The organism is Variovorax stachyos (genome assembly GCF_051400855.1).
GTDB lineage: Bacteria > Pseudomonadota > Gammaproteobacteria > Burkholderiales > Burkholderiaceae_C > Variovorax.
Genome location: NZ_JBLFFN010000006.1, coordinates 196253 through 215915, shown reverse-complemented (window position 1 = coordinate 215915; position 19663 = coordinate 196253). Strand labels below are relative to the sequence as shown.

The 19663-nt window shown below is 70.0% G+C and carries 18 protein-coding genes; 9 read left to right on the top strand and 9 right to left on the bottom strand.

The window, feature by feature from the left end; translation table 11 throughout:
• Window positions 1–47 precede the first annotated feature (47 nt).
• Both ACMGEZ_RS13500 and ACMGEZ_RS13495 read left to right on the top strand, forming a co-directional pair.
• Window positions 48–956: a LysR family transcriptional regulator gene (locus ACMGEZ_RS13500; RefSeq protein ID WP_436822782.1), complete on the top strand. Its 909-nt coding sequence runs from the start codon at window positions 48–50 to the stop codon at window positions 954–956.
• Window positions 957–1054: 98 nt separating this feature from the next.
• Window positions 1055–2209, top strand: a complete 1155-nt coding sequence (locus ACMGEZ_RS13495) for a YihY/virulence factor BrkB family protein (RefSeq protein WP_436822781.1) — start codon at window positions 1055–1057, stop codon at window positions 2207–2209.
• On the opposite strand, the gene ACMGEZ_RS13490 is transcribed toward ACMGEZ_RS13495, so the two are convergent.
• On the bottom strand, window positions 2184–3185 hold the full coding sequence (locus ACMGEZ_RS13490; RefSeq protein ID WP_436822780.1) for an SDR family oxidoreductase: 1002 nt from the start codon (window positions 3183–3185) through the stop codon (window positions 2184–2186). The two genes, ACMGEZ_RS13495 and ACMGEZ_RS13490, sit on opposite strands and share 26 nt — an antisense overlap.
• Before the next feature lie 200 nt (window positions 3186–3385).
• Here ACMGEZ_RS13490 and ACMGEZ_RS13485 point away from each other — a divergent pair, with 200 nt between their 5' ends.
• On the top strand, window positions 3386–4684 hold the full coding sequence (locus ACMGEZ_RS13485) for an Nramp family divalent metal transporter (RefSeq protein WP_436822779.1): 1299 nt from the start codon (window positions 3386–3388) through the stop codon (window positions 4682–4684).
• A gap of 15 nt (window positions 4685–4699) precedes the next feature.
• Here ACMGEZ_RS13485 and ACMGEZ_RS13480 read toward each other — a convergent pair whose 3' ends face one another.
• Window positions 4700–5203 (bottom strand): CinA family protein, encoded by a 504-nt coding sequence (locus ACMGEZ_RS13480; RefSeq protein ID WP_436822778.1) that lies wholly within the window; start codon window positions 5201–5203, stop codon window positions 4700–4702.
• Window positions 5204–5214: 11 nt separating this feature from the next.
• On the bottom strand, window positions 5215–6009 hold the full coding sequence (locus ACMGEZ_RS13475; protein ID WP_436822777.1) for an SDR family NAD(P)-dependent oxidoreductase: 795 nt from the start codon (window positions 6007–6009) through the stop codon (window positions 5215–5217).
• Window positions 6010–6137: 128 nt separating this feature from the next.
• Here ACMGEZ_RS13475 and ACMGEZ_RS13470 point away from each other — a divergent pair, with 128 nt between their 5' ends.
• Entirely contained in the window at window positions 6138–8477 is a 2340-nt protein-coding gene (locus ACMGEZ_RS13470; RefSeq protein ID WP_436822776.1) for a helicase C-terminal domain-containing protein, read from the top strand.
• On the opposite strand, the gene ACMGEZ_RS13465 is transcribed toward ACMGEZ_RS13470, so the two are convergent.
• Window positions 8434–8649: a hypothetical protein gene (locus ACMGEZ_RS13465; protein ID WP_436822775.1), complete on the bottom strand. Its 216-nt coding sequence runs from the start codon at window positions 8647–8649 to the stop codon at window positions 8434–8436. The genes ACMGEZ_RS13470 and ACMGEZ_RS13465 overlap by 44 nt on opposite strands.
• 210 nt (window positions 8650–8859) lie before the next feature.
• Here ACMGEZ_RS13465 and ACMGEZ_RS13460 point away from each other — a divergent pair, with 210 nt between their 5' ends.
• Together ACMGEZ_RS13460 and ACMGEZ_RS13455 are read left to right on the top strand one after the other, a co-directional pair.
• Window positions 8860–9126: a hypothetical protein gene (locus tag ACMGEZ_RS13460; RefSeq protein ID WP_436822774.1), complete on the top strand. Its 267-nt coding sequence runs from the start codon at window positions 8860–8862 to the stop codon at window positions 9124–9126.
• A gap of 140 nt (window positions 9127–9266) precedes the next feature.
• Window positions 9267–9575 carry a plasmid stabilization protein gene (locus ACMGEZ_RS13455; RefSeq protein WP_068683197.1) on the top strand — a complete coding sequence of 103 codons (309 nt, stop codon included), beginning with the start codon at window positions 9267–9269 and terminating at the stop codon, window positions 9573–9575.
• A 16-nt stretch (window positions 9576–9591) separates the two neighbouring features.
• Here the strand turns inward: ACMGEZ_RS13455 and ACMGEZ_RS13450 are convergent, their stop codons facing one another.
• Together ACMGEZ_RS13450 and ACMGEZ_RS13445 are read right to left on the bottom strand one after the other, a co-directional pair.
• Window positions 9592–9780 carry a hypothetical protein gene (locus tag ACMGEZ_RS13450; RefSeq protein WP_436822773.1) on the bottom strand — a complete coding sequence of 63 codons (189 nt, stop codon included), beginning with the start codon at window positions 9778–9780 and terminating at the stop codon, window positions 9592–9594.
• Between the two features lie 144 nt (window positions 9781–9924).
• Entirely contained in the window at window positions 9925–11280 is a 1356-nt protein-coding gene (locus ACMGEZ_RS13445) for a lactonase family protein (RefSeq protein ID WP_436822772.1), read from the bottom strand.
• Between the two features lie 80 nt (window positions 11281–11360).
• Here ACMGEZ_RS13445 and ACMGEZ_RS13440 point away from each other — a divergent pair, with 80 nt between their 5' ends.
• On the top strand, window positions 11361–12281 hold the full coding sequence (locus ACMGEZ_RS13440) for a LysR family transcriptional regulator (RefSeq protein ID WP_436822771.1): 921 nt from the start codon (window positions 11361–11363) through the stop codon (window positions 12279–12281).
• On the opposite strand, the gene ACMGEZ_RS13435 is transcribed toward ACMGEZ_RS13440, so the two are convergent.
• Window positions 12254–13153 carry a c-type cytochrome gene (locus tag ACMGEZ_RS13435; RefSeq protein ID WP_436822770.1) on the bottom strand — a complete coding sequence of 300 codons (900 nt, stop codon included), beginning with the start codon at window positions 13151–13153 and terminating at the stop codon, window positions 12254–12256. The genes ACMGEZ_RS13440 and ACMGEZ_RS13435 overlap by 28 nt on opposite strands.
• A gap of 247 nt (window positions 13154–13400) precedes the next feature.
• Between ACMGEZ_RS13435 and ACMGEZ_RS13430 the strand changes: the two genes are divergently transcribed.
• A complete protein-coding gene (locus ACMGEZ_RS13430) occupies window positions 13401–14021 on the top strand; it encodes a TetR/AcrR family transcriptional regulator (RefSeq protein ID WP_436822769.1) in 621 nt (206 codons plus the stop codon).
• A gap of 40 nt (window positions 14022–14061) precedes the next feature.
• Here ACMGEZ_RS13430 and mdeB read toward each other — a convergent pair whose 3' ends face one another.
• Window positions 14062–16701 (bottom strand): alpha-ketoglutarate dehydrogenase, encoded by a 2640-nt coding sequence (mdeB, locus tag ACMGEZ_RS13425; RefSeq protein WP_436822768.1) that lies wholly within the window; start codon window positions 16699–16701, stop codon window positions 14062–14064.
• A gap of 106 nt (window positions 16702–16807) precedes the next feature.
• Between mdeB and ACMGEZ_RS13420 the strand changes: the two genes are divergently transcribed.
• Window positions 16808–17281, top strand: a complete 474-nt coding sequence (locus ACMGEZ_RS13420) for an Lrp/AsnC family transcriptional regulator (RefSeq protein WP_436822767.1) — start codon at window positions 16808–16810, stop codon at window positions 17279–17281.
• Between the two features lie 6 nt (window positions 17282–17287).
• Here ACMGEZ_RS13420 and ACMGEZ_RS13415 read toward each other — a convergent pair whose 3' ends face one another.
• A complete protein-coding gene (locus ACMGEZ_RS13415; RefSeq protein ID WP_436822766.1) occupies window positions 17288–19537 on the bottom strand; it encodes a PhoX family protein in 2250 nt (749 codons plus the stop codon).
• Window positions 19538–19663 lie beyond the last annotated feature (126 nt).

Genomic DNA, 19663 nt, shown 5'->3' with positions numbered 1-19663 from the left:
CTGAATTCCAGTTTCCGGAACGCTGCCCCTCTTGAAAGTCCGCTGCAATGTCCAACCGTCTCGAAGCTTTGCGCGTCTTCTGCGCCGCCGCCGACGCGGCCAATTTCCGCGATGCGGCGATCCGCCTGTCGGTCTCGCCGCAGGTGGTGACGCGCGCGGTGCGCGAGCTGGAGGAGGAGCTCGGCGAGCCGCTGTTCCACCGCAGCACCCGCGGGGTGCAGCTCACGGACTTCGGGCGCGCCCTGGTCGAGCGGGCGCGCACCGCGGTGGGCGGCGTGGATGCGCTGTTCCATCGAACCGACCGTCGCGCGCTCTCCCAGCACGCGGGCACGGTGCGGGTGACCGTGCCCAGCGTGTTCGGCCGCCGATTCATTCCGCAGCTGCTGGCGCCGGTGCTGGCCGGCCATCCCGGGCTGGTGCTGGACCTGCGGCTGTCTGAGCAGATGGCCGATGCGGTCGACCAGCAGATCGACATCGGCGTGCGCGTGGGCAGCCAGCCCGACAGCCGCTTCGTGGCGCGCACGGTGGAGCGCATGGCGCTGATGGTGGTGGCGGCGCCGGCGCTGGTGGCCCGCACCGGTGTGCCGCGCAGCATCGAGGACCTCCAGCACCTGCCCCTCACGGCCCTGATCGACCCCAGGACCGGGCGGCCCTGGCACTGGGCCTTCAGCCGCAAGCGGCAGATGCCGGTCTCCGCGCCGGCCTTCGTGACCGACGACACCGACGCCGAATGCACCGCCGTGCTGGCCGGCCTGGGCTTCGGGCAGCTGGTGGCGCCCCTGGCCGAGCCTTGGCTGCAAGCCGGGCAACTGGTCTCGGTGCTCGATGCCGAGGCGCCCGAGCCGTGGCCGGTGCACGTGTGGCGCGCGCAGCGCTCGCCGGTGCCCGCGCGCGTGCGGCTGGTGTACGACACGCTGGTGCGCGCATGGGCTGGTGGCGCGAAGCCGACGCGCTGACGTGCGGATGGGCGGGCGCCTACTCGATCTTGCAAGCTTGCCGCACGGCGCCGGCAACGGCGCGGAACAAATTGGCCTCAACGAACTGAGAGGCCGCCATGAAGCTCAAGCACCTCTACGAACTCTGCCGCGAATCCGTGAACGCCTGGATCGACGACTACGCGCCGAGCATGGGCGCCGCGATCTCCTACTACACGATCTTTTCGCTCACGCCGCTGCTGGTGATCGTGATCGCGATCGCCGGCGCGCTGTTCGGACGAGAGGCGGCGCAGGGACAGATCGTCGAGCAGATCTCGGGCCTGGTCGGGCGCGAAGGGGCGACCGCCGTCGAGGCCATGCTGCGCAGCGTGAGCGAGCCCGACAAGGGCCTGATCGCGGGGCTGATCAGCGCGGCGGTGCTGCTGGTCGGCGCCACCACGGTGTTCGCCGAACTGCAGAGTGCGCTCGATCGCATCTGGCATGTCCCCGAGCGCGAGAAGCCCTCCGGCGTATGGGCCGTGCTGCGCGCGCGCCTGCTGTCGTTCGGGCTGATCCTGGGCCTGGCCTTCCTGTTGATCGTGTCGTTGTTCGTGAGCGCCGCGCTGTCGGCCTTCGGGAGCTGGTTCGGCGGGCTGCTGCCCGGCTGGGAGCTGCTGCTGCACGCGCTCAACCTGGTGATCTCGCTCGCGATCCTGACGCTGCTCTTCGCGATGATCTTCAAGCTGATGCCGACCGCGCGCATCGCGTGGCACGACGTCTGGATCGGCGCCTTCGTGACGGCCGTGCTCTTCGAGCTCGGCAAGTTCGGCATCGGGCTGTACCTGGGCAAGAGCGGCGTCAACGAATCCTTTGCTGCGGCCGGCTCGCTGGTGCTGCTCGTGGCGTGGGTGTACTACGCGGCGCAGATCTTCCTGCTCGGCGCCGAGTTCACCAAGGTCTACGCCAACGCGCACGGGTCGACCTCGGGCACGAAGGCGGTCGCGGCCACCAAGGTTGCGGCAGCGCACGCGGACGCGGGAACCGACCGTGTCGATGGCAAAGTCCCGCAGCCGGTGCTCGCCGAACCGGCGCCGGACTACTCGGTCATCGGGCGCACGGCACGCACGCAGGAAGAGATCGACCGCCGTGTGGAACGCGCGAGCGCCACGCTGCTGCGACAGATGCTGTGGCTGGGCGCGCTCACCCTCGGCAACGTGCTGGCCGAGCACTGGACGCGGCGCCAGCGCAAGGCCGGGCGCCGCCGCGCCGCTACACCGCCCCGACGCTCCCGGTGACCGGCAGCACGATGCCCGTGATGTAGCTTGCGCACGCAGGCGCCGCCAGGAACACGTAGGCCGGCGACAGCTCTTCAGGCTGCGCGGGCCGCTTCATGTCGGTCTGCTTGCCGAAGTTCTGCACCTCCTCGGCCGAGCGGTCGGCGGGATTGAGCGGCGTCCACACCGGGCCGGGCGCCACCGCGTTGACGCGGATGCCCTTGTCCAGCAGGTTGCTGGCCAGCGACTTCGTGAAGGCATGGATTGCGCCCTTGGTGGTCGAATAGTCCAGCAGGTGCGCGCTGCCTTCCAGTCCGGTGACCGACCCGGTGTTGATGATCGAGCCGCCGCGCGGCAGGTGCGGCACGGCGGCGCGCGCCATCTGGAAGTAGCCGTAGATGTTGGTCTTGAAGGTGAGGTCCAGCCGCTCGTCGGTGATGTCCTCGATGCTGGCCGCGTGCAGCTGGAAGGCGGCGTTGTTGACCAGGATGTCCAGCTTGCCGAAGGCCTCGATCGTTTCCTTCACCGCGCGCTGGCAGAACGCCGGGTCGCGCACGTCGCCGGGGATCAGCACGCAGTGGCGGCCTTCTTCATGAATGCAGCGACGGGTTTCCTCGGCGTCGACCTGCTCGTCCTCGAGGTAGACGATCGCCACGTCCGCGCCTTCGCGCGCGTAGAGCAGTGCGACCGCGCGCCCGATGCCGGAGTCGCCGCCGGTCACCAGCGCCACCATGCCGTCGAGCTTGCCGCTGCCGAGGTAGCCGGAGGCCTGGAAGCGCGGCTGCAGGTCCATCTCGGCCTCAATGCCGGGCTTCTCCAGGTGCTGGGCGGGCATCGGGTTCTCGGGTTCGGGGCGGTGGCCGGCCTGCACCGCCTGCTTGCTGGGCTTGGCATCGCCGGCCTTGCGGTCCTTGGCGTCCTGTTCTCGCTGCACCTTGCGCTGCTGCTCGGCGGCCTCGCTGGTGTCCTGCGAGGAAGTGTCCTGGGGGGATGGCATGGAGGGGCTCCTGCTGGTTGCTGAGTGGGAAATGAAATCCACCGTAGCCAGCAGACCGCACGCGCCATGTCGTCCGATGCCGCATCGCCCGCGCAGACTCGACGACGTCCCACAGGAGAACGCGGCCCGAGCCTATGCGGTGCCCCATGCACCCCGGCGACGTTGCGCCAATATTGAACTCAGCAGTCGAGGAATCCACGATGAGCACCCCACCCCTCAGCGGGACTCCACTCGGCGCCGGCGAAGGCCGCGGCCGCTGGTGGAGCCGGCTGGGGCCAGGGCTCATCACGGGCGCCGCCGACGACGACCCGAGCGGCATCGCCACCTATTCGCAAGCGGGCGCCCAGCTGGGCTATGGCGCGGGCTGGACGCTGCTGTTCACCTATCCGCTGATGGTGGGCATCCAGCTCGCCAGCGCGCGCATCGGCCGCGTCACCGGCAGGAGCCTGCCCGCGAGCTTCGCGAAGTTTTGCCCGCGCTGGCTGGTGGCCGCGCTGGTGCTGCTGCTGCTGACGGCCAATGTCATCAACCTCGGCGCCGACCTCAACGCGATGGGCGCCGCCGCCGCGCTGGTGCTGCCCGGGCGGGCCGACGCCTATGTGGTGGGCTTCGGGCTGGCCTCGCTGCTGCTGCAGGTCTTTCTGCCCTATCGGCGCTATGTGCGCGTGCTCAAGTGGCTGACGCTCTCGCTCTTCGCCTATGTGGGCGTGGTGTTCGCGGTGCACGTGGACTGGCCCGCCGCGCTGAAGGGCACCTTCATGCCTTCGTGGGAGTGGAACAAGGCGTATGTGACCACCGTCGTCGCCATCCTGGGCACGACCATCAGCCCCTACCTCTTCTTCTGGCAGGCCGCGCAGGAGGTCGAGGAGATCAGGCGCGTGCCGCGCGACCAGCCGCTGCGCGTGGCGCCCGAGCAGGCACGGCGCCAGCTGCGAAGGCTGCGCATCGACACCGCCGTGGGCATGGGTTTTTCCAACCTGGTGGCCTACTTCATGATCATCGCCACGGCCGCCACGCTGCATGCCCACGGCATTACCGACATCGAGACGACCGAGCAGGCCGCCGAGGCATTGCGGCCCATTGCGGGCGAAGCAGCCTTCCTGCTGTTCGCGCTCGGCATCATCGGCACCGGCATGCTCGCGCTGCCCGTGCTCGCTGGCTCGGCGGCCGATGCGGTGGCCAGCTACTTCCATCTCCGCAAGGGCCTGGACCTGCCGCTGGCCGAGGGCCGCAGCTTCTACGGCATTCTCACGGCCGCCATGATCCTCGGGCTGGCCATCGGGCTCTCGGGCGTGAACCCGATCTCGGCGCTGTACTGGTCGGCCGTGATCAACGGCGTGATCGCGGTGCCGGTGATGGTGGCCATCATGGTCGCGGCCACCAGCCGCAAGGTGATGGGCTCGATGGTGCTGCCCCTCAGGTGGAAGGTGCTGGGCTGGCTGGCCACCGCCGCAATGGCCGCGGCTTCGCTGGCGTTGGGGGTCGTCTCGGTCGGCTGAGCCGTTGTCGCGGCCTCAGGCCTTGGAGCGCCGGTGGTAGTGGGCGATGCGCTGCAGCGCGTAGTCCGCCGCGGCTTCGCGGATCTCGTTGCGTTCGCCGTGAAAGCGCTTCGTCTCGGAGAAGATCTGCGTGCGGCTGCCGTCGCGGAAGGCCCATGCGAAACACTGGGTGCCGGCCGGGATGGCGGCGTCGGTGTCGTCGGCCACGCCGGTGTTGGCGATCGCCAGGCTGGCGTCGCTGTGCGACAGGGCGCCGCGCGCCATCTCCACGGCCACGGGTTCGCTGGTGAGGTTGAAGCGCTCCAGCGTTGCCTTCTTCACACCCAGGTAGCGGTGCTTGGCCTTCGGGTCGTAGACCACGAAGGCCGACTCCAGCACCTTGCCCGCGCCCGGCGCCGAGGCCAGGCGCGAGGCGATCAGCCCCGCGGTGCAGGACTCGGCCGTGACCAGCACCAGCCCGTGCTCCTGCAGGTAGCGCGCAGCGGCCTTGCCTGCGCCGTTGCCGTCCGTGTGGTCCATGAGGCGTCCTTTCAGGCGTGCTTGGCCGTGCCGGGCTCGGCCTGCTTGCGGTGCTGCTCGGCCAGTGTGTCGGAGGGCGTGACGTGCGACAGGGCCACCTGCAGCTTGTTCTTCCAGCCCGCGATCACGTCGGCCTCGCCCTTCATCATGGCTTCGTAGCCCACCTTGGCCACCTCGGTGGGATCGGCCTTGTCTTCCTGCTGGCCGAACCTGGTGTCCAGCATGTTGGCGCGCGCGAAGAAGTGCGTGTCCGTCACGCCGGGCATCAGGCAGCTGACCGTGACGCCCGTGTCCTTGAGCTCGTTGCGCAGCGCGAGGGCGAAGGAGTCGATGAAAGCCTTGGTACCGTTGTAGACGGCCTGGAAGCTGCCGGGCTGGAAGCCCGCGATCGACCCGGTGATCAGGATGCGGCCGCGCCCGAGCTTCACCATCGCGCGCGCCACCTGCTGCAGCAGGTAGATGGTGCCGGTGATGTTGGTGTGGATCACATGCTGGACGTCGTCGAAGTCCTGATCCAGGAAGGCGCCGCCCAGGCCATGGCCTGCATTGGCGAACAGCGCCTCGATCGGGCGCCCGTCCGCAGCGGCCAGCAACTGGTCGACGCCTTGCCGGGTCGCCAGGTCGGCCTGCACGCTGCTGACCTGGGCGCCCAGCGCCTGCAGCGCGGCCTCGGCCTGCACCAGCGGCTCGTCGGCGCCGATCACCAGGTCGAAGCCGTTGCGCGCGGCCTGCTTCGCCAGTTCGAGGCCGATGCCCGAGGAGGCGCCGGTCACGACAGCGAGCGGGCGAAGATCGGATGCTTCCATGGGTGTCTCCTGTTCACGGGGTTCACCACGCTAGGAAGCGGCGGGGGTACGGCGTGTCCGTGCTGCGCGAGGACTGCTGTAGGACGGGCTCGGCGCGCCGGCGACTGTATATTCATCCAGATTGCCGCATGACGACCGATCCCTCCTCCTTGCCGGCCGCCGAGCCGGTGCCCGGCGCCGAGCTCGCGGTCTCGGTCAAGGCGCTGTGCGCCTTCGCTGCACGGGCCGGTGACCTCGACCTGCGCTTCGTGCCGGTGCCCAGCGCGCAGGAAGGCGTGGCAGGCCATCGCCTGGTGCAGGGACGGCGCGGCGCGGCGTACGAAAGCGAACTGAGCCTCGCGGCGTGCTTCGGCCGCCTGCGGGTGCGCGGCCGGGCCGACGGCTACCACCCGCAAGGCCGCCGGCTGGAGGAGATCAAGACCTTCCGCGGCGACTTCGAAGCCATCCGCGCGAACCACCGTGCGCTGCACTGGGCCCAGGCGCGCTGCTACGCGTGGATGCTGTGCGAGGCGCGCGGCCTGGAAAGCCTCGAGGTCGCGCTGGTCTACCTGGACCTGGGCTCCGACGAGGAGCACGCGCTTGCCGAGACCATGACGCGCGAGGCCCTGCGCGCCCACTTCGAGGCGCTGTGCGGCCGCTACCTCGCCTGGGCCGAGCAGGAGGCCGCGCACCGGGCGGCGCGCGATGCTGCCATGGACGCGCTGGCCTTCCCGCACGCGGGCTTCAGGCCGGGCCAGCGCGAACTGGCGCAGGCGGTCTACCGCGCCGCCATCGCGGAGCGCTGCCTGCTGGCACAGGCGCCCACGGGCATCGGCAAGACGGTTGCCACCCTCTTTCCGCTGCTCAAGGCCGGGGCGCGACAGCGCATCGGCAAGCTCATCTTCCTCACGGCCAAGACCTCGGGGCGCGCGATCGCGCTGGAGGGCCTGCGCCTGCTGGGCGGCGGCGCGGGCCGCCCGCTGCGGGTGCTGGAGCTGGCGGCGCGCGAGAAGGTCTGCGAGCACCCGGACAAAAGCTGCCATGGCGAGTCATGCCCGCTGGCGCGCGGCTTCTACGACCGCCTGCCGGCCGCGCGCGCCGAGGCCGTGGGCGCGGCCTGGCTGGATCGCGCCGAGCTGCGTCGCATCGCGCTGGCGCATGCGGTCTGCCCCTACTTCCTCGCGCAGGAACTGGCGCGCTGGTGCGATGCCATCGTCGGCGACTACAACTACTACTTCGACGGCAGTGCCTTCCTGTGGGCGCTGGGCCAGGAGGAAGGCTGGCGCGCCGCGCTGCTGGTGGACGAGGCGCACAACCTGCTGGACCGGGCGCGCGGCATGTACAGCGCCCGTCTCCATGCGGCGGCACTTGCCGCGGTGCGCCGCCAGTCGCCTGCGCTCGTCAAGAAGGCGCTGGGCAAGCTGCAGCGGGAGTGGCAGCGGCAGCAGCAGACGCAAGTGGAGCCCTACCGCGCCTCGGACACCGTCCCGGCGGCCCTGGCGCGTGCGCTGCAGGAGGCAGTGGTCGCGCTGGGGGACCACTTCGCGGCCCAGCCGCAGGAGGCACAGGGCGCGCTGCAGCAGTGCTTCTTCGACCTGGTGCAGTTCGCGCGTCTGGCGGACTCCTTCGGCGAGCACTCGGTCTTCGAGTCGACGCTGGAGGAAGACGACGGCGGCGAGGCGCTCGCGATCCGCAACCTGGTGCCCGCGCCCTTCCTGCGCGGGCGCTTCGCGGGCAGCCTCAGCAGCACCTGCTTCTCAGGGACGCTGGCGCCCTTCTCCTTCTACCGCGACATGCTCGGCCTGCCCGACGACACCGCCACGCTGGACGTGGGCTCGCCCTTTCGCAGCGAGCAGCTGACAGTGCGCATCGCGATGGATGTCTCGACGCGCTTTCGCGACCGCGCCAGTTCGCTGCAACGCCTGGTCGGCCTCATCGCCGCGCAGTACGCGCAGCAGCCGGGCAACTACCTCGCGTTCTTCAGCAGCTTCGACTACCTGTCCAGCGCCTTCGAGGCCCTGGCCGCGAGCCATCCCGAGGTGCCGGCGTGGGCGCAGGCCCGCGGCATGCGCGAGCCCGAGCGCGAGGCATTCCTCGCGCGCTTCGCGCCCGGTGGGCAGGGGGTGGGTTTCGCGGTGCTGGGCGGGGCCTTCGGCGAGGGCATCGACCTGCCCGGCGACAGGCTGGTCGGCGCCTTCGTCGCCAGCCTGGGCCTGCCGCAGCACAACCCGGCCAACGAACGGATGCGCGAACGCATGCAGGCGCTGTTCGGCGAGGGCTACGCCTACACCTATGTCTATCCGGGGCTGCAGAAGGTGGTGCAGGCGGCCGGCCGCGTCATCCGCACCGAGCAGGATGCGGGCGTGCTCTACCTGCTGGACGACCGCTTCGCGCGCGAGGACATCCGCGCGCTGCTGCCCGCCTGGTGGCGGGTGCAGCCGCTGTTCAGCGCTTCGCGTCGCCCTTCGCGTCGTCCTTCTTCGGCGTGATGACCTTGTCCACGGTGACGGACACCGGATCGCTCGCCGGGAAGGATTCCTCGACGCCGTTGTCCAGCGCCTCTTCGCTCGGCTCCTCCGCCACCGGCTTGTGCTGCTCGGGCGGGGCGTCGTGCTTCTCCGAAGTCGGAAAGGGGAAGGGTTCGTTCGATGTCGTGCCCATGGGGCCTCCTCGTGGTCGTGGAAATCCAAGCTAGGACCCGCTGCTGCGCGGTGCTGTAGGAAGCCGCGCCAAGGCCCTGCCGAGATTCGCCCCGCGACAGCGCGCGCGAATCCGCCTACGCCGCCGGGGAGTGCCGGACTGCGTCAGCCGCACGGCGCAGGCGGCAGGCTGAAGAACAGCTCCAGCTTCATGGATCGAAAGGAGATCTCAATGACCGACACCAAGGCCGACAAGGCCGCACGACCTGCCCCACCGACCCCGCTGGGCGAGCACGAGGCCCGGCTCGGCGATCGCGGCGATGCCTCCGGCCGCAACATCGAGCAGAACCGCGCACTGGGCCAGGACGACCCGCTTCACGGCAGCCGCATGGGGCGCCGGCTGTACGACGGGACCGGCCAGCCCGGCACGCCCGACATCGGCACCGACGCGGCGCAGCTCGAGGAAGCGGAGCGCGCGGAGCGCGACGGCAAGCGTTGAGTTGCGCGATCAAACTGCGCAACTGCGCAGAGGCACGCGTGCACGACGGAGGACGCTGACGTGCAATGCATCGGCGTTCCTACCTCGCTGCCTGCACGTCGGCGCAGCATGCAAGGGTCGACATCCTTGAAGGAGTGACCATGCCCAGAGGTGACAAGTCGTCCTATACGGACAAGCAGAAACGTCAAGCCGAGCACATCGAGGAAGGCTACGAGAAGCGCGGCGTGGGCGAGAAGGAAGCGGAACGCCGCGCGTGGGCCACGGTGAATGCCGAAACCGGCGGTGGCAAGAAGAGCGGCTCCGGCCGCGGCAAGGCCGAGAACCATGCGCCCTCGCGCAAGGGCGGCCACAAGGGCGGCGCCGCCTCCGCAGGCCGCACCGCCGCGCAGCGCTCGGCCTCGGCCAAGAAGGCAGCCGCCACGCGCAAGCGCAACGCGGCGGCCCACTGATCCACGAGCGGGGCGCTCAGGGCAGGGGCTGCGCGCCGCCGCGCTTGAGCAGCTCCGCCAGCTGCAGCTCGACGGCGAACAGGCGCTCGTTGAGCACCGCCGTCTGCAGCCGCACCGCTTCGATGATCGCGCGTGTCGCCGGGTCGGGCGCGTTGTTCGAGAGTTCCTGCAGCTCGTGCAGCTTCCTGCGCAATTCATTGCTCATCGTGGTTCCTCCATTGGCGATCAAGCGGATGAGATCGTAGGGGCATGAGACGTGCTCCGCCAAGCAATGAATCCGGGCATTTCGCTCCCAGCGCGTTGCCTCTGCCTTGTGGGAGGCGATCGACTTCAGCGTTGACCAGGCTCCTCAGGGCGCCAGCTCGACATGGTGCGCGCCATGCGGCACCGGGATGCGGCCCAGGTGCGTCAGTCCCGGTGACGCAGCATCCCCCACGCGCCAGACTTCGACGCCGCCCTGCGGCGCATCGCTGTCCGCGTATTCGAAGACCGACGCCAGGAAATGCCGGCCGCTGGCGTCGAAGCTGCCGCCCTCCGGCAGCATGCCCTCGAAGGGGTAGTCGCCGATCTTGGTGAGCGCGCTGCGCTCGGGGTCGAACCGGAAGTAGCTGACCGATGCCTGCCTCGTGTAGCGCGGCGAATCCGGCGCGAGCGCGGTCTCGCGCATGTTGACCGTGGCCACATGGCGGCCGTCGCGGCTGATCGCGAGGCCTTCGGAGGAGCGGTCGCTGTCCACGCTGACGGCGACTTCGTGCCGCGCCGCGCGTCCCGTGTGCTCGCGGGGCGCCAGCCTGATCAGCGACAGCCGCGAGGGCGCCGAAGGCAGCCGGCCCTCCAGGCTCCCGGCCTGGAAGTCGCGGCCCCAGTCGGCCGAGAGGTAGTGGCCGCCATCGGGCGTGAAGCGCCCGACGAAGGGATCGCGCCCGACCTCGACCGGCGCGCCCCAGGGCGCCAGCGTCACCTTTCCGTCCGGCGCGGCGGTCACTGCGAGAAAGAGGATCTGGTTGCGCGTGTTGAGATTCACCGACAGGAAACGCCCGGAGGGATGCCAGTCCGCGAAAGTGGCGTCGATGCTGCCGCGGGGGGCGCCTTCCCTGCGCGCGATGCCCAGCTCGCTCAGCTTGAAGGACTGCGGTGCGCCGAGCCGGCCGCCGTTGGTGGGAAGGATCTGCACCATGGCGTCGTCCGCGCTGTTCGCGGTCAGGGCCAGGAAGCGGCCGTCCGGGCTGACCCGCACGGACTCGAGCATGGGCCCGGCCTCGGCCGTCCCGGCGATCCTCGGCTTGGCGGGGTTGCGGATGTCGATCGCGCTGATGCGCCGGCCGGGCGGAAGGTCCCGAACCCGCCGCACGGCCTCGCTGCGCTGGCCGAGGCGTTCGACCACGTAGACGAAGTGGCCGTCCGGCGAGAGGGCCATGACTTCCGGCGGCCCGGTCACGGAGTTCGACGCCGGGACCGCGACGCGCGACGCAGGCCGGCCAGGGCGGATAACCGTCAGCAGGTCGCGCCGCTCGGGTGAAGGCGCGGCGAGCTGGCCATCGCGGTAGCTGCTGGCGCGGAAGTCGCCGTCCGAGATCACGGCAATGGCCTTCGCATCGATCTGCGACACAAAGGCCGGAAGCGCTTCGTCGGCAACGGCCGACGACACGAGGCCGAGCGCGAACACGCCGGCCGCCAGGGGGAATGCAGTGGAGAGGAAGTTCATGGCTGCTAGCCTATGGACTTCCGGCTTTGGCAAGCCATCGGCTTTTCGAATACCTGGGCGCGTCCCTGACGGAGCACGGCGTGGAACTCAAGCAATGGCGATGCTTCGTGACGCTCGCCGAGATCGGCAACATCCGGCGCGCCGCCTCGCTCCTGGCGCTGTCGCAGCCGGCGCTGAGCGTGCGCATCCAGCGCCTGGAGGAAGAGCTCGGCTATGCGCTCTTCGACCGCCAGGCGCGCGGCGTGCGGCTCACGGAAAGCGGCACCCGCCTGCTGCGGCATGCGAGGCAGCTGCTGTCGGGCGCTGCGGAAACCGAGGAGGCCGCGCGCGCCATCGGTCGCGGCGCCTTCGACCGGCTGGAGATCGGTGTCACGCCGATCGCGGCCCTGTCCTTCTTTCCGGACGCGGTGCGCGCCTTTGCTGCCGGACAGCCGGGGGTGGCGCTGGCGCTCACCGAAGGGCTGTCGGACGAGCTCGAGGAAGCAGTGGCGCATCGCAGGCTCGACTTTGCCCTCGTCCATCCGCCCTCCTCGCGCGACGACCTGGTGGTGCGCGAGGTGGCACGCGAGCGCTTCATGGTGGTGGTGCCGGCCGCTCATCCGCTGGCGGATGCGACGAGCATCGGCGCGGCCGAGCTGCGCCGGCATGCGCTGCTCGGCGTCCGGCGCGAGGTCGGGCCGGTGGTCTTCGATCGCATCGTGGGCTACTTCTCGCGCGCCGGGATCACGGCGCAGATCAGCCAGTGCGCAACCTCGTCGATCTCGCTGGTGGGGCTGGTCGCGGCGGGCGTGGGCATCGGGCTGGTCGTCGAGTCGCTGCGCTGCATCGCGCGACCCGACATCCGCTTCGTGCCGCTGGCCGACGAGCCGCCGACGCTGGGCTATGCGCTGTGCCATCGGCCCGATCTGCCGGATGACCTGCGCCACGGCTTCGCGCGCGCCGTCGCGGCGGCCCTGGCCGGCCGCGGAGATCCTCACCCCGGCGGCAGGCTCTTCAGGTAAAGGAAGAGCGCGCGAACGTCCGTGTCGTTCATCTGGCCGAGGGAGCCGAAAGGCATGACCTTGATCGGCGTGCCGTCGGGCCGGTTGCCGGTCTTGAACATGCGCGCGAAAGCGTCGGCATCGGCATAGCGCGTCATCGCGTTGTCTTCGCCCGGTACGAGCCGGGCGGCGGGCGGCCAGTCGGGCGGCGTGCCGGGGATCTTGCCGCCGGTGAGCTTGGCGCCGTGGCAGCCCACGCACATGTTGGCGACGTAAGCGCCGTGCGCCACGCTCACGTCCTCGGGCACGGCTTGCGCAGGCGGCAGCGCATGGTCGATCTTTGCGGCGGCATCCTGCACCAGGCCGAAGCCGTAGAAGACGCGCACGGGCAGGGGCAGGTCGACCACGGCGGCGCCGCCCGTGGCGGGCGGGAGCTGGCGGATGTAGGCCACCAGCGAGGCCAGGTCCTCGTCGGTGAAGCGGTTGTAGTCCTCGCTGGGCATCACCATCAACGGCCGGCCGCCGCGGGCGACGCCATGGCGAATGGCGCGCGCCCAGTCCTCGGGCGTGTAGCCGGCAACCACGCTGCCAGGGCCGGGGCTGATGTTGGGGCCGGCGATGCGCATGCCTTTGCCGTCGTCGAGGAACATGCGGCCGTTGCCCTGCGCGCCGTGGCAGTCGACGCAGCCGCGCGATGCGAAAAGATAGCGCCCGCGCTCGACGGCCGCCGAATCCTCGCGGTACGGGACCGCCTTGACCGCAATGTCCAGCTTGCGCTGCATCTTCTGGTGCGCGAGCCGGTCGCCCGCGAAGAGCACGGCGGCGGCGATCGCGACCAGGACGAGCAGCGCCAGCGCGCCGCGCTTGAGCCAGCGCCGGGCGGTCGTCGTCATGCCAGCTCCTTTGCGCGGCGCGGCGCGCCGGAGACCCGGAGATGGGGCAGCCGAGGACGAAAATCGGGGGACATGGCGAACTCGCTTTCGTGGACAGTTAGAGTAAAAATGGTGTTTGTGTCTAAAAATGGATGATGATTTGAATTTCGGAGTTCAGTCAATACCACCTTTGCCAGATGCCCTGGCCGAAAGCGTATGGCGGGCGCAACCGGGTCTGGCCAAGCGGGAGAGGACGCGGGTCCAGCTGGTGCAGGCGGCGATCCGCGTGTTCACGGCGCGCGGCTTCGCCGCCGCGACCATGCAGGAACTGGCGGCGGTCGCCGGCGTGACCACCGGCACGGTCTACAACCACTTCAAGACGAAGGACGAGGTGGCGGGCGCGGTGGCGCTACTGCTGGCCGACACGCTGTGCCGCCGCATCGACGACAGCCAGCAAGGCATCACGGAGGGCGCGCAGCGCATGGCGATCGGCAACCAGCGCTACATCTGGCTGGCCGAGCAGAGTCCGCAATGGGCGCTGATGACGCTGGACGTGGCGGCCGCCGCGCCCGAGCTGCTGCTCGAGATCCGCCACTACGTGCTCGCCGACCTGCGCTTGGGCGTGAAGCAGAAGGCCTTCCGCATTCCCAATGAGGCAGCGGCGATGGACATGATCAACGGCACCATCGCGCAAGCCATGCGCAGCGTGGCCTTGGGGCTGGCGCCGCCGAACCATGGCCGCGCGGTGGCGACCTGCGTGCTCCGCGGGCTGGGGATGGACGCTGCGGCGGCCAAGGAGGTGGCGCATCGGCCGCTGCCGCCTTTTCCGCCACTCGCGGAGGCGCCCGTTGCCCGCAAGAAGGTGCAGGCAAGGACGAAGCGCGCCTAGGGCGGGCGGAGGCCGAAGCGCGGGAACCTGGGCGAGAGCGCTATTCCCCGAGCGCGTAGCGTGCCGCCCGCACGATGCTCGCCGCATCGACACCGAAGAAGCGCCGCAGCGCCGCACGCGTGTCGCTGCGCCCGAAGCCATCGGTCCCCAGCGTGACATAGCGCCGATCCGCCGGCAGGAAGGCACGGACGCTTTCGGGCACCGCGCGCACGTAGTCCGTGGCGGCGATCACCGGCCCGCTGCCGCCGGCGAGCTGCTGCGCGATGAAGGGCTGGCCCGGCTCGGCCTCGCCCGCCAGCGCGCGCGCCTCGCAGGCCTGCCCGTCGCGCGCCAGCTCGCTCCAGCTGGTGACGCTGAAGACCTCGGCATCGATGCCTTCCTCGGCCAGCTGCCCCGCGGCCTTGAGCACCTCGGTCAGGATCGCGCCCGAACCCAGCAGCGTGATCCTGCGGCCCGCTCCGGCGGCGGCCCGGAAGCGATAGCACCCGCGCAGCACATCGGCTTCCACCCCCGGCGGCAGGTCCGGCTGGGCGTAGCTCTCGTTCATCAGCGTGAGGTAGTAGAAGGCATCCTTCTGCTCGACCATCATCTCGCGGATGCCGGCATCGACGATGACCGCCATCTCGCCCGCGAAGGCCGGGTCGTAGGCCTTGCAGTTCGGGATGGTGGCGGCGATCAGGTGGCTGGTGCCGTCCTGGTGCTGCAGGCCCTCGCCACCCAGCGTGGTGCGGCCGGAGGTGGCGCCCAGCAGGAAGCCGCGCGGGCGCTGGTCGGCGGCGGCCCAGATCTGGTCGCCCACGCGCTGGAAGCCGAACATCGAGTAGTAGATGTAGAAGGGAAGTATCGCCAGCCCGTGCACGCTGTAGCTGGTGGCGGCGGCCGTCCAGCTTGCGATGGCGCCGGCCTCGCTGATGCCCTCCTCGAGGATCTGGCCGTCGATCGCCTCGCGGTACGAGAGCACCGAGCCGATGTCCTCCGGCGCGTAGCGCTGCCCCACGCTCGAATAGATGCCGACCTGCTTGAAGAGGTTGGCCATGCCGAAGGTGCGCGCCTCGTCGGCCACGATGGGCACGATGCGCGGCCCGAGCGCCGCGTCCTTCATCAGGTTGCCCAGCATGCGCACGAAGGCCATGGTGGTGCTCATCTCCTTGCCCGCGGCGGCCACTGCGAACTGCGCGTAGGCTGCGATGTCGGGCTTGGGGACCGGGTCGCACGCGGTCTCGCGCCTCGGCATGCTGCCGCCGAGCGCGGCGCGCCTGTCCTTCAGGTAGCGCATCTCGGGGCTGTCCTCGGCCGGCTTGTAGAAGGCGGCCTGCGCGGCCTGCTCGTCGGTGAGCGGCAGGCTGAAGCGGTTGCGGAATTCGAGGAGGTCGTGCTCGCCCAGCTTCTTCTGCGAGTGCGTGGTCATCTTGCCCTGGCCCGCTTGCCCCAAGCCGTAGCCCTTCTTGGTGTGGGCCAGGATCACGGTGGGCTGGCCGCGATGCGTGGCGGCGGCCGCATAGGCGGCATGGATCTTCACCAGGTCGTGGCCGCCGCGCTTGAGGCGGTCGATCTGCTCATCGGTCATGCCCTCGACCAGGCGCGCCAGCTGCTCGTTCTGGCCGAAGAAGTTGTCCCGGTTGTAGCGGCCGTCCTTGGCGGCGAAGGTCTGCATCTGGCCGTCCACCGTGTTGGCGAAGGCGCGCACCAGCGCGCCGTCGGTGTCGCGCGCGAACAGGCCGTCCCAGTCGCTGCCCCAGACCAGCTTGATCACGTTCCAGCCCGCGCCGGCGAAGAGCTTCTCCAGCTCGTCGATGATGCGGCCGTTGCCGCGCACCGGGCCGTCCAGGCGCTGCAGGTTGCAGTTGACCACCCACACGAGGTTGTCGAGCTTCTCGCGCGCTGCCAGCGTGAGCGCGCTCATCGATTCGGGCTCGTCCATCTCGCCGTCGCCGAACACGCCCCAGACCTTTCTTCCGTCGCAGTCGAGCAGGTGCCGATGCGTGAGATAGCGCATGAAGCGCGCGTGGTAGATCGAGCTGATGGGGCCTATGCCCATCGAGCCGGTGGGGAACTGCCAGAAGTCCGGCATCAGGTAGGGGTGCGGGTAGCTGCTGAGGCCGCGCGCACCGCTGCCGCTTGCGAAAGCGGGCGCGCTGAGCTCCTGGCGGTAGTGCTGGAGGTCTTCCTCGGTGAGCCGGCCTTCCAGGTAGGCGCGTGCATAGACGCCCGGCGCGCTGTGCGGCTGGAAGAACACCAGGTCGCCGCCATGCGAGCCGTCTCGCGCACGGAAGAAGTGATTGAAGCCAGTCTCGAACAGGTCCGCCGCACTGGCATAGCTCGCGATATGGCCGCCCAGCTCGCCATAGGCCTGGTTGGCGCGCACCACCATCGCGAGCGCGTTCCAGCGCATCAGCGAGGCCAGGCGCTCCTCGATCGCGAGGTCGCCCGGGAACGGCGGCTGCTGCTCGACCGCGATGGTGTTGACATAAGGCGTGGCCAGCTCGGGCTGCCAGCCAATGCGACGGGTGCGGGCGATGCGCGCCAGCTCGTCCAGCATCCAGCGCGCGCGCTCGGGCCCGTGCGTCTCGGCCAGCGCGACGAAGGCCTCGCGCCATTCCGCGGTTTCGGCCGGGTCGGAGTCGTTGAGGGGCGTGTCGAGCAGCGCACGCAGCTGGTCGGTGGAAATCGGGGCATTCATGAACCGCACTTTAGGCCGTCGTTCGTGGAATGAGCTGCCGTTTGGTCAGCATCCATGCCTTTGTCGCGGCATAAGATGCCGCAGTTTTGGATTTTCAAGGCATCTCATGCAACTGGACACGATCGACCTGCGCATCCTCGACGAACTGCAGCGCGACGGCGCGCTGTCCAACGTGGAGCTCGCGCGCCGGGTGCACCTGTCGCCCTCGCCCTGTCTGGCACGGGTCAAGGCGCTGGAGGCGGTCGGCGTGATCCAGCGCTACGTGGCGCTGGCCAGCGCGGCGGCGCTGGGGCTCGGGCTCAATGTGTTCATCTCGATCAGCCTGCGCACGCAGAGCAAGCAGTCGCTGGCCGACTTCGAGCAGCGCATCGCCGAGCATGAGGAAGTGATGGAGTGCTACCTGATGACCGGCGACAGCGACTACCTGATCCGCGTCGCCGTGGCCGACATCGCGGCGCTCGAGAAGTTCATCCTCGAGCAGCTGACGCCCATTGCGGGCATCGAGAAGATCCGCTCGAGCTTTGCGCTCAAGCAGGTGCGCTACAAGACGGCGCTGCCGTTGCCGGCGGCGCCGTCCTGATGGCGCTTACAGCCCGACGATTCCGCCGTCGTCCTTGGTGATCACGACCGTGGCCGAGCGCGGGCGGGCATTGCCGCCGTCGGGCCAGTGGCTGCCGAACTGCGCCGGGTTGGCGATGCTGGCCGTCGGCGTGGTCTCGCCCGGGTGCTGGATGTTGACGAAGAGCGCGCGGCCGTCGCCCGACTCGGCGATGCCGGTGATCTCGCAGTCCTTCGGGCCCACCAGGAAGCGGCGCAGGCCGTCGGTGCCCGGCGCCTTGCCGACGAAGGTGGCCTGCTGCCGCGTGGTGGCGCCGTCGACGTTGGTGATGGTCCTGGCCGCGCCGTCGCCCACCTTGCCCGGAACGGCGGCGAGCAGCATGCAGTTGGTGACGTCGGTGTAGGCGCCGTCGTCGGTCTCCAGCCACAGCAGGCCGCCCGTGGCCTCGCTGAACCACAGGCCGTCGGGGCTGGAGAAGTCGTTGTCGGCGACCAGGCCCGAGAGGTTGACGTCGGCAGACGCGCCGGCGCGGGCGCCGAACAGGTACACGTCCCACTTGAAGCTCAGGGCCGCCGGGTCGCCGTTGTCGTCCACAAAACGCACGACGTGGCCGTTGGGGTTGCCGGTCTGCGCGGTGGCAGCGGCGCCCTTCGGGTCGTTGTAGAAGCGCGGGTTGGCGGCGTCGGTGGCCGTGATCGGGCGCGCGGCGGCATTGGTGTTGGTGAGCGTGACGTAGACCTCGCCCGTCTTCGGATTGACGGACGCCCACTCGGGGCGGTCCATCTTGGTGGCGCCGGCCGCATCGGCCGCGAGGCGCGTGTTGATCACCACGTCGGCCGCGTCGGCGAAGGCGTAGGCGGCGTTGCTCGAGGTGATGCCGTTGACGCCGAGCTTGAGCTCCAGCCACACGCCGGTGCCGTCGGCGTTGAACTTGGCGGCGTAGAGCCGGCCGTCGTCCATGTACTTGTCGCCGGCGGCCAGGCCACCGTTGATGTCGGCCGCGTCCCAGTTCTTCGTCGAGACGAACTTATAGATGTACTCGTTGCGCGAATCGTCGCCCATGTACCAGACGAGGGGCTTGCCGACGACCACCGGGCCGAGGCAGGCGCCTTCGTGGCCCATGCGGCCGAGCGCGGTGCGCTTCTTCGGCGTGCTGCCGGGGGTGAAGGGGTCGATCTCCACAACCCAGCCGTAGGTGTTGGCGCCGTTGCGGTAGTCGTCCGCGGCGGTGGCGCCTGTGACCTGCGCATTCCATCGGCCGTAGATGTTGTCGGCGGTGTCGGGCGTCGCGGTGGCCCACAGCTCACGCCCGGTGCCGGCGACGCCATAGCGGCTGAAGCTGGCGAGTTCCCTGGCGCTGCGGTTCGGGTTGTCGGTGGCGGCGATGCGGCGGAAGTAGCCGGCCCAGTTCTCCTCACAGGTGAGGTAGGTGCCCCAGGGCGTGGTGCCGTTGGCGCAGTTGTTGAGCGTGCCGCGGGTCTTGCTGCCGTCGGGGGAGAACTTGGTCACCAGGTAGCCGGTCTTGGCGGCGGGGCCCGAGAAGGTCATCTCGGTCAGCGTGTGGACGCGGCGGTTGAAGGCCGAGTCCTGCTTGTAGCTCCACGCGCTCGCGCCCTTGTTGACCTCGATCACGCTCACGCCGTGCAGGTAGAACTCGCGCAGCACTTCATCGGGGACGGTGCGCACCTGCGCGTTGCCGGTGCCGGTGGTGGTCTGGCCGGCCGGGTGCAGGAAGAGCGGCGTGATGGCTTCGTGGTTCATCGCCAGCAGGCCGCGCGTGGCGCTGGTCGGCGCCCACTTGCCGGACGCATCCATGCCGAAGAAGGTCATGCCGTCATGGTGGTCGCCGGCGCGGCGATCGAAGGTGGCGGCGGCATCGGTGCCGTCGTTCACGTAGGCCGGCACGCCGGGCGCGATCGGATCGCCGAGGCGGTACAGCACGGTGGCTGTGTAGCCTGCCGGGACCGTGACGACGTCGGCCAGGCTCTTGGGAACTGCGGTGAAGCCGAGCTTGGGTGCGGCGGGCGCCGGGGCCGGTGCAGGTGCGGGAGCCGGCGCGGGCGCCGGTGCGGGCGGCAGTACCGGGAAACCGTTGCTGCCGCCGCCGCCGCAGGCCTGCAGCAGGGCGGTGCCGGCCGTTCCGACGCCCAGGCCGAACAGGTGGCGGCGGCTCAGGCGGGACGCGAGCAGGTCGGTAAAGGAGGGGTTGGAACTCGGGTTGTGGCCGATGTCGTCGGGGTCGATGGGGAGGACGTCATGGCGGGTCTTGGCGGTCATGCGCGAATCTTTCAGTGGGGACGTTGTTGCGTAACCCCCGAACGCTAAAAGTTCAATATGACGCCAGGAAGTCAGCCGCGGCTCGGATGCCCGGCCGCACGCGACGGCGGCGGCGCGGCACCCACC

What these genes read in the sequence shown, in the direction of transcription:
- ACMGEZ_RS13500 (WP_436822782.1), top strand. Translation starts at nt 48, where the DNA reads ATGTCCAACCGTCTCGAAGCTTTGCGCGTCTTCTGCGCCGCCGCCGAC.
- ACMGEZ_RS13495 (WP_436822781.1), top strand. Translation starts at nt 1,055, where the DNA reads ATGAAGCTCAAGCACCTCTACGAACTCTGCCGCGAATCCGTGAACGCC.
- ACMGEZ_RS13490 (WP_436822780.1), bottom strand. Translation starts at nt 3,185, where the DNA reads ATGCCATCCCCCCAGGACACTTCCTCGCAGGACACCAGCGAGGCCGCC.
- ACMGEZ_RS13485 (WP_436822779.1), top strand. Translation starts at nt 3,386, where the DNA reads ATGAGCACCCCACCCCTCAGCGGGACTCCACTCGGCGCCGGCGAAGGC.
- ACMGEZ_RS13480 (WP_436822778.1), bottom strand. Translation starts at nt 5,203, where the DNA reads ATGGACCACACGGACGGCAACGGCGCAGGCAAGGCCGCTGCGCGCTAC.
- ACMGEZ_RS13475 (WP_436822777.1), bottom strand. Translation starts at nt 6,009, where the DNA reads ATGGAAGCATCCGATCTTCGCCCGCTCGCTGTCGTGACCGGCGCCTCC.
- ACMGEZ_RS13470 (WP_436822776.1), top strand. Translation starts at nt 6,138, where the DNA reads ATGACGACCGATCCCTCCTCCTTGCCGGCCGCCGAGCCGGTGCCCGGC.
- ACMGEZ_RS13465 (WP_436822775.1), bottom strand. Translation starts at nt 8,649, where the DNA reads ATGGGCACGACATCGAACGAACCCTTCCCCTTTCCGACTTCGGAGAAG.
- ACMGEZ_RS13460 (WP_436822774.1), top strand. Translation starts at nt 8,860, where the DNA reads ATGACCGACACCAAGGCCGACAAGGCCGCACGACCTGCCCCACCGACC.
- ACMGEZ_RS13455 (WP_068683197.1), top strand. Translation starts at nt 9,267, where the DNA reads ATGCCCAGAGGTGACAAGTCGTCCTATACGGACAAGCAGAAACGTCAA.
- ACMGEZ_RS13450 (WP_436822773.1), bottom strand. Translation starts at nt 9,780, where the DNA reads ATGAGCAATGAATTGCGCAGGAAGCTGCACGAGCTGCAGGAACTCTCG.
- ACMGEZ_RS13445 (WP_436822772.1), bottom strand. Translation starts at nt 11,280, where the DNA reads ATGAACTTCCTCTCCACTGCATTCCCCCTGGCGGCCGGCGTGTTCGCG.
- ACMGEZ_RS13435 (WP_436822770.1), bottom strand. Translation starts at nt 13,153, where the DNA reads ATGACGACGACCGCCCGGCGCTGGCTCAAGCGCGGCGCGCTGGCGCTG.
- mdeB (WP_436822768.1), bottom strand. Translation starts at nt 16,701, where the DNA reads ATGAATGCCCCGATTTCCACCGACCAGCTGCGTGCGCTGCTCGACACG.
- ACMGEZ_RS13420 (WP_436822767.1), top strand. Translation starts at nt 16,808, where the DNA reads ATGCAACTGGACACGATCGACCTGCGCATCCTCGACGAACTGCAGCGC.
- ACMGEZ_RS13415 (WP_436822766.1), bottom strand. Translation starts at nt 19,537, where the DNA reads ATGACCGCCAAGACCCGCCATGACGTCCTCCCCATCGACCCCGACGAC.